The sequence below is a fragment of the Streptomyces sp. NPDC102406 genome, assembly GCF_044765725.1.
Classification (GTDB): Bacteria; Actinomycetota; Actinomycetes; order Streptomycetales; family Streptomycetaceae; genus Streptomyces.
Window position 1 is genome coordinate 1,039,580 of sequence record NZ_JBIWKP010000001.1, and the last position, 12,631, is coordinate 1,052,210.

Below are 12,631 nucleotides of genomic sequence, written 5' to 3' on the forward strand. Positions count from 1 at the left end.
GTCAGGGCACCTCCTGGACGAGGTCGTGCGTGGACCGGTCCTCGTCCACGGGGTGGTGGCAGCGGAAGACATGGCCCCCGGCCCCCTCGGGCTCCGGCATCGACGCCGCGCACGTGACGTCCGCCCGCCAGCACCGCGTACGGAACGGGCAGCCCGACGGCGGACGCGTGGCCGACGGCACCGGGCCGTGCAGCGGGATCGGGTCGATCGGGTCGAGCAGCCCCGGCGTCGCCGAGAACAGGGCCCGCGTGTAGGGGTGCCGGGCCCGGGTCAGCACGTCGGCGGCCGGGGTCTCCTCCACGATCCGGCCCAGATACATGGTGATCACCCGGTCGCTCATCCGGCGCACCGTCCGGATGTCGTGGGAGACGAAGACCAGGGCGAGACCCAGCCGCTCCTTGAGGTCGAGGAGGAGGTTGAGGATCTGGGCGCGCACCGACACGTCCAGGGCGCTCGTCGGCTCGTCGGCCACCACGAGGTCCGGCTCCAGTGCCAGTGCCCGCGCGATCGCGACCCGCTGCCGCTGCCCTCCGGAGAGCTGGCCCGGGAGCACGTCGGCCAGCGCCTTCGGCAGCCCGACCAGGCCCAGCAGCTCGGTCACCCGCGCCTGACGCTCGGCTGGGGTGCCGCGCCGGTGCACGTCCATCGGGTCGCGGACGATGCGGCGTACGGTCAGCCGCCGGTTCAGGGCCGTCGACGGGTCCTGGAAGATCATGCCGACGCCTCCGCCGAGCACGGCGCGGCGCTCGGCGGGGCCCATGGTCCACAGGTCGGTGCCGCGGTGCCGCACGGAACCGGCGGTCGGGCGCTCCACCCCGACGAGCACCTTGGCGAGGGTCGACTTGCCGCAGCCCGACTCGCCGACGACGCCGACCGTCTCGCCCGGGGCGACGGCCAGCTCGGCGCCGGTGAGGGCGTACACGTGGTCGCGGGTGAAGAGGCCGCCCGAGCGGGCCCGGTGCACGACGTGCACGTTCCGCAGCTCCACCAGGGGCGTCGTCATGTCGGCTCCTGCGGCGTGCGACGGGCGGCGGGCACGAGCGCCGCCGGATGGTGGCAGGCGGCCGTGTGGGTGCGGGGGCCCGTCAGCCGGGGGGCCGTCTCCCGGCACATCCGTGACGCCAGCGGGCAGCGGTCCGCGAAGCGGCAGCCCGGCGGGAAGTCGGCCGGGGAGGGGACGACGCCCCGGATCTGGGTGAGGCGCTGGGCCGACGTCTCCAGGGACAGCACCGCGCCCAGCAGGCCGCGCGTGTAGTGGTGTCGCGGGGCCTCGACCAGGTCGGCCGTCACGCCCGTCTCCACGATCTGACCGCCGTACATGACGACGACGCGGTCCGTGACGTCGGCGACCAGGGCCAGGTCGTGCGAGACGAGGACGAGCGCGAAGCCCAGCTCGGCACGTAGCCGCAGCAGCAGTTCGACGACCTGCGCCTGCACGGTGACGTCCAGCGCCGTCGTCGGCTCGTCGGCGATGATCAGCTTCGGTTCCCTGGACAGCGCCATGGCGATGAGGACGCGCTGGCGCTGGCCCCCGGACAGCTCGTGCGGATAGCTGCGCAGGGTGCGGTCCGGGTCGAGGCCGACGCGTTCGAGCAGTGCGGCGGGGGAGCGCCGGCCGCCGCGCCGGACGACCTGTCTGAGCTGGGCCCGTACGGTCATCGCCGGGTTGAGGGAGGACAGCGCGTCCTGGTAGATCATCGCCATGTCGTGGCCGAGGAGACGGCGCCGCGCGCTCATCGGCAGGCCGGTCAGCTCACGGCCGTCGAAGGTGACGTGACCGCGGACGCGGGCCCCCGCGGGGTGCAGGCCCATCACGGTCAGCGCGGTCAGCGACTTGCCGCAGCCGGACTCGCCGACCAGGCCGAGCACTTCGCCGGGGCGCACGTCGAAGCCGATGCCGTCGACGATGTCGACCCCGCCGTGCCGCCCCTCGAAGCCGATGGCGAGGTCGCGTACGGAGAGGACCGGTGGCCGGTCGGGCAGGGGCCGGGCGCGGGAGCGCAGCCGGGCCGCCGCCTCGGTGAGCCCGGGCAGTTCGAGGACCTGGCCGGTGCCGGGCGCCGCGGCCTCCAGTCGGTCCGGCTCCTTCGCGGGCACGTCCCGCGCGGTGGGCGCCGCCCACGCGTCGGAGACGCCTTCGCTGAGGACGTTCAGGGACAGCACGGTGAACAGCATCAGCAGGCCGGGGAAGACGGTCGCCCACCAGCCGCCGATCAGCACCATGTTCTTGCCGTCGGCGATGACGCTGCCCCAGGACGGGGCTGGGGGGCGCACGCCCGCGCCGATGAAGGACAGGGACGCCTCGAAGACGATGGCCTCCGCGACCTGCACGGTGCAGAAGACGAGGACGGGGGCCGCGCAGTTGACGGCGACGTGCCGGAGCACGATGTGCGGGGTGCGGGCCCCGATGACCTGCTCGGCCGTGACGTAGTCCTCGCCGTACTGGTCGAGGACGTTGGCGCGGACGACCCGGGCGATCGGCGGTGTGAACAGGAACGCGAGCGCGCAGATCAGCACCGGGACACCGCCGCCGAACACGGTGACGAGGACGGCCGCGAGGGCGATGCCGGGGAACGCCATGACGACGTCGAGGCAGCGCATGAGCGTCTCGTCGACGGCCTTGCGGGAGGTCGCGGCGACCGCGCCGACGATCGCGCCCGCGGCGAGCGCCAGCAGCGTCGCCCCCAGCCCGATCGCCAGGGACCAGCGCGCCCCGTACATCAGCCGGCTGAGGATGTCGCGGCCGAGACTGTCCTGCCCCATCCAGTGCCCGGCGGAGGGGTGGCCCGTGCCGTCCACCTGCGGCTGCTGGTCGAGGGGGTCGTGCGGTGCGAGCAGCGGGGCGAACACGGCCATGAGGACGACGACCGTGAGGACGCCGAGGGAGATCCGGACCGGCCAGTTCCTCATGAGCCGCCCCGCAGCCGGGGGTTGACCAGCAGGTACAGCACGTCGATCGCCAGGTTGACGACGACGAACCCGACGGCCGTGGTCAGGACGACGCCCTGGACCACCGCCGGGTCCCCGTTCTTCACCGCGTCGATCATCAGCTTCCCCATCCCGGGCAGCGAGAAGATCGTCTCGACGACCACCGCTCCGCCCAGCAGATAGCCCACGCGCAGACCGAGCACGGTGAGCGGGTTGATCAGGGCGTTGCGCAGGACGTTGCGGCCGACCACGACGAGGGGCGGCAGTCCGCTGCCGACGGCCGTGCGCACGTAGTCCTTGTCGAGTTCCTCCACGACGGCGGTCCGTACGATCCGGGTGAGCTGAGCGGCCACCGGCAGCGACAGGGCGAGCGCGGGCAGCGTCATGGATCTGAGCCAGCCGGTGAGCGAGTCGGCCGGATTGACGTAGCCGCCGGTCGGGAACCAGCCCAGGTCCACCGCGAGGTACTGGATCATCAGGAGCGCCAGCCAGAAGCCGGGCGCCGCGACGCCGGTCAGCGAGAGGACGCGGACGACCTGGTCCCAGGTCCGGTCGCGGTGGACGGCCGCGCTGATGCCGAGGGTCAGCGAGACGACCACGGCGACACCGAGCCCGAGGAACGTCAACTGGAGGGTGAGCGGCAGCGCCGTGGTGATCTGCTCGACGACCGGCTGCCGGGTCAGCACGCTGATGCCCATGTCGCCGTGGAGCAGGTCACCGACGAAGTGGAGGTAGCGCAGCGGCATCGGGTCGAGCAGGCCGTTGCGTTCGCGGAAGTCGTGCAGTTGCTCCGGGGTCGGGTTGGCGCCCTGGAAGTACGCGGACGCCGGGTCGATGTCGGCGAAGCGCATCACGACGAAGACGAACAGGACGATGCCGAGAAGCAGCGGAACGAGCAGCACGAGCCGCCTGGCGAGGATTCTGGCGATCACGGCCACGGGCGCGAACTCCCTTGCTGGGATTGCTTCCTACGCGGGGTGGGCCTTGAGGACGTTGATCCCCGGGTAGGGCTGGGCCCGTATCCCGGTGATCTTCCGCGCGTCCCACGCGGTCATCAGCTCGTTGTGGACGACGGGGTAGATGACGGCCTGCTCGGCGACGATGTCGAGGTAGTCCTGGATCATCGTCTTCTTCCTGGCCGGGTCGGGTTCCCGGGTGGCCCGGTCCATCTGCCGGAAGAGCTGTTTGGCGGTGGGGTCGTCGGCCCAGCGGGCGTAGCCCATCCACAGGTTGGACGGGCCGTAGTTGTAGTGCATGATCAGGTCGGCGTCGAGGCCGAACTGGTTCGGGTTCGAGGCGGCGGCCACCACTTGGTAGTCCTTCTTCTGGTCCAGCTTCGTGAAGACGGCCGTCGTCTCCTGCGGATCGAGGGTCGTCCGCACGCCGATCGCGTCCCACGACGCCTTGATGGTCGGCAGGCAGTCGACGATCCACGACACGTTCACGGCCGTGAGGTCGACGGCGAGGCCGCTGACCCCCGCCTCCTTCAGCAGCCGCCTGGCCTTCTCCGGGTCGTGGTCGTAGACGGTCCTCGCGCGGCGGTGGGTCGGGTTGCCCTCGTCGAGGAACGAACTCGCCGCCGTGCCGTGGCCCTTGAGCGCTACCTCGATCATCTTCTTCTTGTCGATCGCGTAGTGCAGCGCCTGCCGCACCGCCACGTCGTCGAACGGCTCGTGGGCCGTGTTGAACATCAGGAACAGGTTGTTCATCCCGGCCCCGCCCTCGACGGTGAGCCCGTCCTGCCGCAGGCGCTGGATGTTGGCGTACGGGATGTTGTCGGAGATCTGCGCGTCGGCGCTGCCCCCGGAGATCTTGGCGACGCGCGGCGCGGCGTCGACGATGGTCAGCCAGTTCATCTTCCTGAAGGCGGGCTTGCGGGGGCCGTTGTAGTCGTCGAACGCGGCGAAGGTGGTGTTCGTCTTCGGCTGGTGCGAGAGCTGCCGGTACGGTCCCGAGCCGACGGCCTTGCCCTTCATCGCCTCGTCCCACGCGCCGGGCCGCGAGAACACGTGCTTGGGCATGATCTTGGCGAGGGTCAGCCGGGCGATCCCCTCGGGGAAGGGGAACTTGAGAATCAGCTCCACCGAGGAGTCGCCGACCTTCCTGGCCTCCTTCAGCCAGCTCTCGAAGAACCCCTTGGCGAGCGTCTGGGTCCCCGGGTCGAGGATGCGGTCGAAGACGAAGACCACGTCGTCGGCGGTCACCGGCTGCCCGTCGTGCCACTTCGCGCCCTGGCGCAGGGTGAACCGCCAGGTGGTGCCCTTGAGCTGGGCGGCGTCCGGCACCTTGTCGGCCAGCGCCGCGTAGGGGGCGCGGGTGATGGGGTCGGTGTCGACGAGCCCTTCGTACAGGTGCTGGTTGGCGGCCATCGCGAACGCGGACGCCGTCTGGGTCGGGTCCCAGCTCCCGTCGTTGCCGTAACCGATGACGGCCGTCAGGGACGACGAGCCGCCCTCGCCGTCGCCGTCCGTGTCGTTGGTGGACTTCGGCCCCGACGAGCAGGCGGCCAGCGACGCGGAGACGGCGGCTGCCGCTCCCAGGGCGCCGGTGTGCTTGAGGAAGGAACGGCGGCCGGTCGCGGCGTGGTCGCTCATGGTGCCTCCATGACTTCGGTGACTCCGTGCGGGAACGGCCCGGCGCGGCGGCGCCGGGACCTTGGAGATCCAACGTCCTACGTCTTGGTAGCGACGCGACCATAAGAGGCCCCGGAAGGCCGGTCAAGAGCGCACGCACGACGCCGGAGCGCCGACCGGGAGCCCCCGCCCCGCGGACGCCCCGTGTCCATCGGTCGAACCCGGCGTTGTCCGGTTGACGCGGCGGCCCGCCCGGCCGCCCCGTCTCCCGCGCGGCAGGACGCACTACCCGACAGGAGCACCACCCGATGAAGCCAGCGATCGGTTCCTACGCGGTCGACATGAGCACCGGCCGGGTGGGACGCGTGATGGGGCACGAGGGCCCGTACGTGCAACTGCGCCCCTTCGGCGGCGGACGGGAGTGGGACTGCGTGCCCGACATGGTGCGGGAGGCGACCACGACGGAGCGGCTGCGCGCGGCCACGGCGTACGCGAACAGGAGGAGCCGCGGCGAGGTCCCCTGAGGGGCCCGGCGGCTCCCGCCGCGGGTCGGGGCCGCGCGCGCCGGCCCGCGCGCGGCGAAGGGCACAATGGGTGCATGACCCTGCTCCGTGAAGACGACGCCGCCGCCCGTGGGGGTGTGCGATGAGTCTCTTCCGCGACGACGGGATCGTCCTGCGGACCCAGAAACTCGGCGAGGCCGACCGCATCATCACCCTCCTCACGCGCGGCCACGGCCGGGTCCGCGCCGTGGCCCGCGGCGTACGCCGCACCAAGTCCAAGTTCGGGGCGCGGCTGGAGCCGTTCTCCCACGTCGACGTGCAGTTCTTCGCCCGCAACAGTGAACTGGTCGGGCGCGGCCTGCCGCTGTGCACGCAGAGCGAGACCATCGCCGCGTACGGCAGCGGCATCGTCACCGACTACGCCCGCTACACCGCCGGCACCGCCATGCTGGAGACGGCGGAGCGGTTCACCGACCACGAGGGCGAACCGGCCGTACAGCAGTACCTGCTGCTCGTCGGCGCCCTGCGGACCCTCTCCCGCGGCGAGCACGAGGCGCACCTCATCCTCGACGCGTTCCTGCTCCGCTCCCTCGCCGTCAACGGGTACGCGCCCACCTTCGGCGACTGCGCGAAGTGCGGAATGCCCGGTCCCAACCGGTTCTTCTCGGTCGGCGCGGGCGGCTCGGTCTGCGTCGACTGCCGGGTACCGGGCAGCGTCGTACCCTCACCGCAGGCCCTCACCCTGCTCGGCGCGCTGCTGACCGGCGACTGGGAGACGGCCGACGCGAGCGAGGCACGCTTCGTGCGGGAGGGCAGCGGCCTGGTGTCGGCCTACCTGCACTGGCACCTGGAGCGCGGACTGCGTTCCTTGCGCTACGTAGAGAAAAGCTAGCGAGAGCTAGAAGCTGCAACTGAGCTAGGGGAGAGGCCGGAACATGGCACGTCGCGGAATCCTCGGACGGTCCCGCCGTGAGTACAGCACGCCCGAACCGCACCCTTCGGGCGCGCGACCGCCGAAGATCCCGGGCGAACTGGTGCCGAAACACGTCGCCATCGTCATGGACGGCAACGGACGGTGGGCCAAGGAGCGCGGGCTGCCCCGCACGGAGGGCCACAAGGTCGGCGCCGAGCGCGTCCTCGACGTCCTCCAGGGCGCCGTCGAGATGGGGGTGGGCGCCATCTCGCTGTACGCGTTCTCGACGGAGAACTGGAAGCGGTCGCCCGACGAGGTCCGCTTCCTCATGAACTTCAACCGGGACTTCATCCGCAAGACCCGCGACCAGCTCGACGAGCTGGGCATCCGGGTGCGCTGGGTCGGGCGCATGCCCAAGCTGTGGAAGTCGGTCGCCAAGGAGCTGGAGATCTCCCAGGAGCAGACCAAGGACAACGACCGGCTGACCCTGTACTTCTGCATGAACTACGGCGGCCGGGCCGAGATCGCCGACGCCGCGCAGGCCATCGCCGAGGACGTGAGGGCCGGGCGCCTCGACCCGTCGAAGATCGGCGAGAAGACCTTCGCCAAGTACCTGTACTACCCGGACATGCCGGACGTCGACCTGTTCCTGCGGCCCAGCGGCGAGCAGCGCACCTCCAACTACCTTCTCTGGCAGAGCGCTTACGCCGAGATGGTCTTCCAGGACGTGCTGTGGCCGGACTTCGACCGGCGGGACCTGTGGCGCGCGTGCGTGGAGTACGCCTCCCGCGACCGCCGCTTCGGCGGTGCGACCCCGAACGAGGTGCTGCTGCGACTGGAGGCGGAGGGGTAGACGCGAGCTGCGCCCGCGCCCCGCCAGGGGCGCGGGGAACCGCGCGACCAGCCCCCACCGGGCGGCAGCCGGCGAGGAGACGCGGAACCGGTCAACCCGCGGAGCACTCCGCGCAGGTGCCGAAGATCTCCACCGTGTGCGCCACGTTCACATACCCGTGCTCGGAGGCGATGGCCTCCGCCCACTTCTCCACCGCGGGGCCCTCGACCTCGACGGCCTTGCCGCACATCCGGCAGACCAGGTGGTGATGGTGGTCGCCGGAGGAGCACCGCCGGTACACCGCCTCGCCCTCCGAGGTGCGCAGGACGTCGACCTCGCCGGCGTCGGCGAGGGACTGGAGGGTGCGGTAGACCGTGGTCAGGCCGACCGAGTCGCCCTTGTGCTTGAGGACGTCGTGCAGCTCCTGGGCGCTGCGGAACTCGTCCACCTCGTCGAGCGCCGCAGCCACGGCCGCGCGCTGGCGGGTCGACCTGCCTCGAACCGGGGCTGCCACGGGTTTCTCCTCACATCCCTGCCACGTACGTACGGCCGCCATTGTGCCAGGCGGCGCCAGGAGCGGGTCAGACTTCGGCGGGGGCCTGACCCGGGATCGAGCACTCCGCCGGGTCGACCGGGGCCGAGGCCGCCGCCGCCCGGGCCCGGCGCCTGGCCAGCGGGGTGGCCAGCAGCGTCAGGGCGATGAAGACGCCGATGGTCAGGAGCACGATCGTCGCTCCGGGCGGCACGTCCTGGTAGTACGAGGTGACGGTGCCGCCGAGCGTCACCACGACGCCGATGGCGACCGCGATGGCGAACGTGGCCTTGAAGCTGCGGGTCAGTTGCTGGGCCGCCGCCACCGGGACGACCATCAGCGCCGACACCAGGAGCAGGCCGACGACGCGCATCGCGACCGTCACCGTGACCGCCGCGGTGACCGCGATCAGCAGGTTGAGGGCGCGCACCGGCAGGCCCGTGACCCGCGCGAACTCCTCGTCCTGGCTGACCGCGAACAGTTGCCGGCGCAGCCCCACCGTCACCAGGACCACGAAGGCGGCGAGCAGGCAGATCGTGACGACGTCCTCCTGCGACACCGTGGTGAGCGAGCCGAAGAGGTACGAGGTGAGGTTGGCGGTCGAGCCGCCCGGGGCCAGGTTGATGAACATCACGCCCGCGGCCATGCCGCCGTAGAACAGCATGGCGAGCGCGATGTCGCCGCGGGTCTTGCCGTACCAGCGGATCAGCTCCATGAGGAGCGCGCCGAGGACGGAGACGAGCATCGCGGTCCACACCGGGGACATCGAGAAAAGGAAGCCGAGGCCGACACCGGTCATCGCCACGTGGCCGATGCCGTCGCCCATGAGGGCCTGGCGGCGCTGGACCAGGTAGATGCCGATGGCCGGGGCGGTGACGCCGATGAGGACGGCGGCGAGCAGAGCCCGCTGCATGAAGGCGTAGTCGAGGAAGTCCATGGTCGTCTTCTGCTCCTCAGCTCAACAGACCTGTGCGGAGCGGTTCGGCGTCCGCCGCGGCATGCGGGTGGACGTGGTCGTGGCCCGGCAGGGCGTGCTGCCCGACGGCCTTGGGGGGCGGCCCGTCGTGCAGGACGCAGCCGTCGCGCAGTACCACCGCGCGGTCGATCAGCGGCTCCAGCGGGCCGAGTTCGTGCAGGACGAGGAGGACGGAGGCGCCCTGCGCGACCTGCTCGCGCAGGGTCGCGGCGAGGATTTCCTGGCTGGCCAGGTCGACGCCCGCCATCGGCTCGTCCATGATCAGCAGCTCGGGTTCGGCGGCCAGGGCACGGGCGATGAGCACCCGCTGGTGCTGGCCGCCGGAGAGGGCGTTGACCGAGTCCTTGGCGCGGTCGGCGAGTCCGACCAGCTCCAGGGCGCGGCGCACCGCGTCCCGGTCGGCCGCCCGCAGGACGCCGAAGCGGGCCCGGGAGAGCCTTCCTGAGGAGACGACCTCGGCGACCGTCGCGGGCACGCCGCCCGCCGCGGTCGTGCGCTGCGGTACGTAGCCGACGCGCGCCCACTGCCTGAAGCGGCGGCGCGGGGCGCCGAACAGCTCGATCTCGCCGCCGGTGAGCGGCACTTGGCCGATGATGCTGCGCACGGCGGTCGACTTGCCCGAGCCGTTGGCACCGAGCAGGGCGACGACCTCGCCGCGGCCCACGGTCAGGTCGATGCCGCGCAGCACCGGGCGTGAGCCCAGCTCGGCCGACACCCTGCGCAGGGCGATGACGGGTTGCGTGGGGTCGCTCATCTCGGAGCCGCCCTTCAAGTCTCTTGTCTCGTACGTCACTTGGCGTCGAGTGCCTTCTTGAGCGCCGCCAGGTTCGACTTCATGACCTGGAGGTAGTCCGTGCCCCTGGACTTGTCGGTGATGCCCTCGATCGGGTCGAGCACGTCCGTGCGCAGCTTCGTGTCGTTCGCGAGGGTCCTGGCCGTCTTGTCGCTGACGAGGGTCTCGTAGAAGACGGTGGTGACGCCGTCGGCCTTCGCCATCGTCTGGAGGTCCTTGACGCGGGCGGCGCTGGGCTCGCTCTCCGGGTCGAGGCCGCTGATGGCCTCCTCGGTGAGGCCGTAGCGCTCGGCGAGGTAGCCGAAGGCGGCGTGCGTGGTGATGAAGACCTTGGAGCCGGTGTTCTTCAGGCCGTCCCGGAACTCGGCGTCGAGACCGTCCAGCTTCTTCACCAGGGCGGCGGTGTTCTTCTTGTAGTCCGCCGCGTGGTCCGGGTCGGCCTTCTCAAGGGCCTTGCCGACACCCCGGGCGACCTCGGCGTACTTCACCGGGTCGAGCCAGATGTGCGGGTCGGCGCCCTCGCTGTCGTGGTCGTGCCCGTGCTCGTCGCCGTGTTCGTGGTCGTCGCCGTGCCCGCCGACCTCGTCGCCGTGCTTCTCCAGACTGGTCAGGGACGCCGCGTCGATCTTCGTCCTCGTGCCGGACTGGTCGATGGCCTCGTCGACGGCGGGCTGGAGGCCCTTGAGGTAGAGGGCGACGTCGGACTCCTCGATCTGACCGCGCTGCTGGGCGCTGACCTCGAGATCGTGCGGCTCCTGGCCCGGCTCGGTGAGGTTGCGGACCTGGACGTGGGCGCCGCCGATCTGCTCCGCGAGGTACTGCATCGGGTAGAACGACGCGACGACGTCGAGCTTCCCGCCGTTCTTGCCGTCCGCCGCGTCCGACGAGGAGCAGGCGGACAGTCCGACGAGACCGAGCGCCGTGGCGGCGGTGACGGCGACGGTGGGTATGAGGCGGCGGGGGCGACGGGCCGGGCGTACGTTCATGACAGTCATTTTCAACAAAACTGGAAACGATTGTCAACAAGGCTTTCGTCACGGCCTTCGTCACGCTCGGTCCCGCTCTGTACCCGGAACCGATTTGGTCGCGGGGGTGGGCCCGCCGGTAACCTGAGGCATTCGCTCCCGGAGCGCGTATCCAGCGTGCTTCATCGTCGTCGTAATGAAGAGAGCACCGTGGCCGCCGACAAGATCGACACCATCGTCAGCCTCAGCAAGCGCCGTGGCTTCGTCTACCCCTGCAGCGAGATCTACGGTGGTCAGCGCGCTGCCTGGGACTACGGTCCGCTGGGTGTGGAGCTGAAGGAGAACCTCAAGCGCCAGTGGTGGCGCTACATGGTCACTTCGCGCGAGGACGTCGTCGGTATCGACTCCTCCGTGATCCTGGCCACGGAGGTCTGGCAGGCGTCGGGCCACGTCGCCACGTTCACCGACCCGCTGACCGAGTGCACCTCCTGCCACAAGCGCTACCGCGCGGACCACCTGGAGGAGGCGTACGAGGAGAAGAAGGGTCGCGCGCCCGAGAACGGCCTCGCCGACCTCACCTGCCCCAACTGCGGCAACAAGGGCACGTTCACCGAGCCCAAGCAGTTCTCCGGACTGCTCTCCACGCACCTCGGCCCGACCCAGGACAGCGGCTCCGTCGCCTACCTGCGTCCCGAGACCGCGCAGGGCATCTTCACCAACTTCAGCCAGGTCCAGACGACTTCGCGCCGCAAGCCGCCGTTCGGCATCGCCCAGATGGGCAAGAGCTTCCGCAACGAGATCACGCCCGGCAACTTCATCTTCCGCACCCGCGAGTTCGAGCAGATGGAGATGGAGTTCTTCGTCAAGCCGGGCGAGGACGAGAAGTGGCAGGAGTACTGGATGGAGCAGCGCTGGAACTGGTACACCGGCCTGGGCCTGCGCGAGGAGAACATGCGCTGGTTCGAGCACCCGAAGGAGAAGCTCTCTCACTACTCGAAGCGCACCGCCGACATCGAGTACCGCTTCCGCTTCGGGGGCAGTGAGTGGGGCGAGCTGGAGGGCGTCGCCAACCGCACGGACTACGACCTGTCCGCACACTCCAAGGCCTCCGGCCAGGACCTCTCCTACTTCGACCAGGAGAAGGGCGAGCGCTACACGCCGTACGTCATCGAGCCCGCGGCCGGTGTCGGCCGCACCATGCTCGCCTTCATGCTCGACTCCTACTTCGAGGACGAGGCGCCCAACGCCAAGGGCAAGATGGAGAAGCGCACGGTCATGCGCTTCGACCCGCGCATCGCCCCGGTGAAGGTCGCGGTGCTCCCGCTGTCCCGCAACCCCGAGCTGTCCCCGAAGGCCAAGGGGCTCGCCCAGGCGCTGCGCCAGCACTGGAACATCGACTTCGACGACGCCGGTGCCATCGGCCGACGCTACCGCCGCCAGGACGAGATCGGCACGCCGTTCTGCGTCACCGTCGACTTCGACACCCTGGAGGACAACGCGGTGACGGTGCGCGAGCGCGACACCATGAAGCAGGAGCGCGTCTCCCTCGACCAGATCGAGGGCTACCTGGCCGCCCGCCTGATCGGCTGCTGACGTAAGGGCCTGTCTTCGAACGC

12 protein-coding genes are annotated in these 12,631 nt (G+C 70.7%); 4 read left to right on the forward strand and 8 right to left on the reverse strand.

Annotated features, from left to right (window positions below; all coding sequences use genetic code 11):
* Position 1: 1 nt before the first annotated feature.
* The 4 genes from ACIRF8_RS04810 to ACIRF8_RS04825 are packed head-to-tail and all read right to left on the reverse strand — an operon-like array spanning position 2 to position 5,522.
* Complete coding sequence (locus ACIRF8_RS04810; RefSeq protein ID WP_404210849.1) at positions 2-1,003, reverse strand: oligopeptide/dipeptide ABC transporter ATP-binding protein; 1,002 nt, start codon at positions 1,001-1,003, stop codon at positions 2-4.
* Positions 1,000-2,910: a dipeptide/oligopeptide/nickel ABC transporter permease/ATP-binding protein gene (locus ACIRF8_RS04815; RefSeq protein ID WP_404210851.1), complete on the reverse strand. Its 1,911-nt coding sequence runs from the start codon at positions 2,908-2,910 to the stop codon at positions 1,000-1,002. The genes ACIRF8_RS04810 and ACIRF8_RS04815 overlap by 4 nt, the downstream gene beginning before the upstream one ends.
* The gene (locus ACIRF8_RS04820) at positions 2,907-3,866 is read right to left on the reverse strand and encodes an ABC transporter permease (protein WP_404210853.1); all 960 of its coding nucleotides are present in this window, start codon (positions 3,864-3,866) and stop codon (positions 2,907-2,909) included. The genes ACIRF8_RS04815 and ACIRF8_RS04820 overlap by 4 nt, the downstream gene beginning before the upstream one ends.
* 30 nt (positions 3,867-3,896) lie before the next feature.
* On the reverse strand, positions 3,897-5,522 hold the full coding sequence (locus tag ACIRF8_RS04825; protein ID WP_404210855.1) for an ABC transporter substrate-binding protein: 1,626 nt from the start codon (positions 5,520-5,522) through the stop codon (positions 3,897-3,899).
* A 287-nt stretch (positions 5,523-5,809) separates the two neighbouring features.
* Between ACIRF8_RS04825 and ACIRF8_RS04830 the strand changes: the two genes are divergently transcribed.
* The 3 genes from ACIRF8_RS04830 (at position 5,810) to ACIRF8_RS04840 (ending at position 7,770) form a co-directional block, all read left to right on the forward strand.
* The gene (locus ACIRF8_RS04830; protein ID WP_404210857.1) at positions 5,810-6,025 is read left to right on the forward strand and encodes a hypothetical protein; all 216 of its coding nucleotides are present in this window, start codon (positions 5,810-5,812) and stop codon (positions 6,023-6,025) included.
* 121 nt (positions 6,026-6,146) lie between these two features.
* Positions 6,147-6,896 carry a DNA repair protein RecO gene (gene recO / locus ACIRF8_RS04835; RefSeq protein WP_404210859.1) on the forward strand — a complete coding sequence of 250 codons (750 nt, stop codon included), beginning with the start codon at positions 6,147-6,149 and terminating at the stop codon, positions 6,894-6,896.
* A 43-nt stretch (positions 6,897-6,939) separates the two neighbouring features.
* Positions 6,940-7,770 carry an isoprenyl transferase gene (locus tag ACIRF8_RS04840; protein WP_404210861.1) on the forward strand — a complete coding sequence of 277 codons (831 nt, stop codon included), beginning with the start codon at positions 6,940-6,942 and terminating at the stop codon, positions 7,768-7,770.
* A 91-nt stretch (positions 7,771-7,861) separates the two neighbouring features.
* Here ACIRF8_RS04840 and ACIRF8_RS04845 read toward each other — a convergent pair whose 3' ends face one another.
* From ACIRF8_RS04845 to ACIRF8_RS04860, 4 genes are all read right to left on the reverse strand, one after another.
* Positions 7,862-8,263: a Fur family transcriptional regulator gene (locus ACIRF8_RS04845; protein WP_383494322.1), complete on the reverse strand. Its 402-nt coding sequence runs from the start codon at positions 8,261-8,263 to the stop codon at positions 7,862-7,864.
* A 67-nt stretch (positions 8,264-8,330) separates the two neighbouring features.
* Complete coding sequence (locus ACIRF8_RS04850; RefSeq protein ID WP_404210863.1) at positions 8,331-9,218, reverse strand: metal ABC transporter permease; 888 nt, start codon at positions 9,216-9,218, stop codon at positions 8,331-8,333.
* 16 nt (positions 9,219-9,234) lie between these two features.
* Positions 9,235-10,011: a metal ABC transporter ATP-binding protein gene (locus ACIRF8_RS04855; protein WP_404210865.1), complete on the reverse strand. Its 777-nt coding sequence runs from the start codon at positions 10,009-10,011 to the stop codon at positions 9,235-9,237.
* A 35-nt stretch (positions 10,012-10,046) separates the two neighbouring features.
* Entirely contained in the window at positions 10,047-11,036 is a 990-nt protein-coding gene (locus ACIRF8_RS04860; protein WP_404210867.1) for a metal ABC transporter substrate-binding protein, read from the reverse strand.
* Between the two features lie 189 nt (positions 11,037-11,225).
* Here ACIRF8_RS04860 and ACIRF8_RS04865 point away from each other — a divergent pair, with 189 nt between their 5' ends.
* Positions 11,226-12,608, forward strand: a complete 1,383-nt coding sequence (locus ACIRF8_RS04865; protein WP_404210869.1) for a glycine--tRNA ligase — start codon at positions 11,226-11,228, stop codon at positions 12,606-12,608.
* Positions 12,609-12,631: the final 23 nt, after the last annotated feature.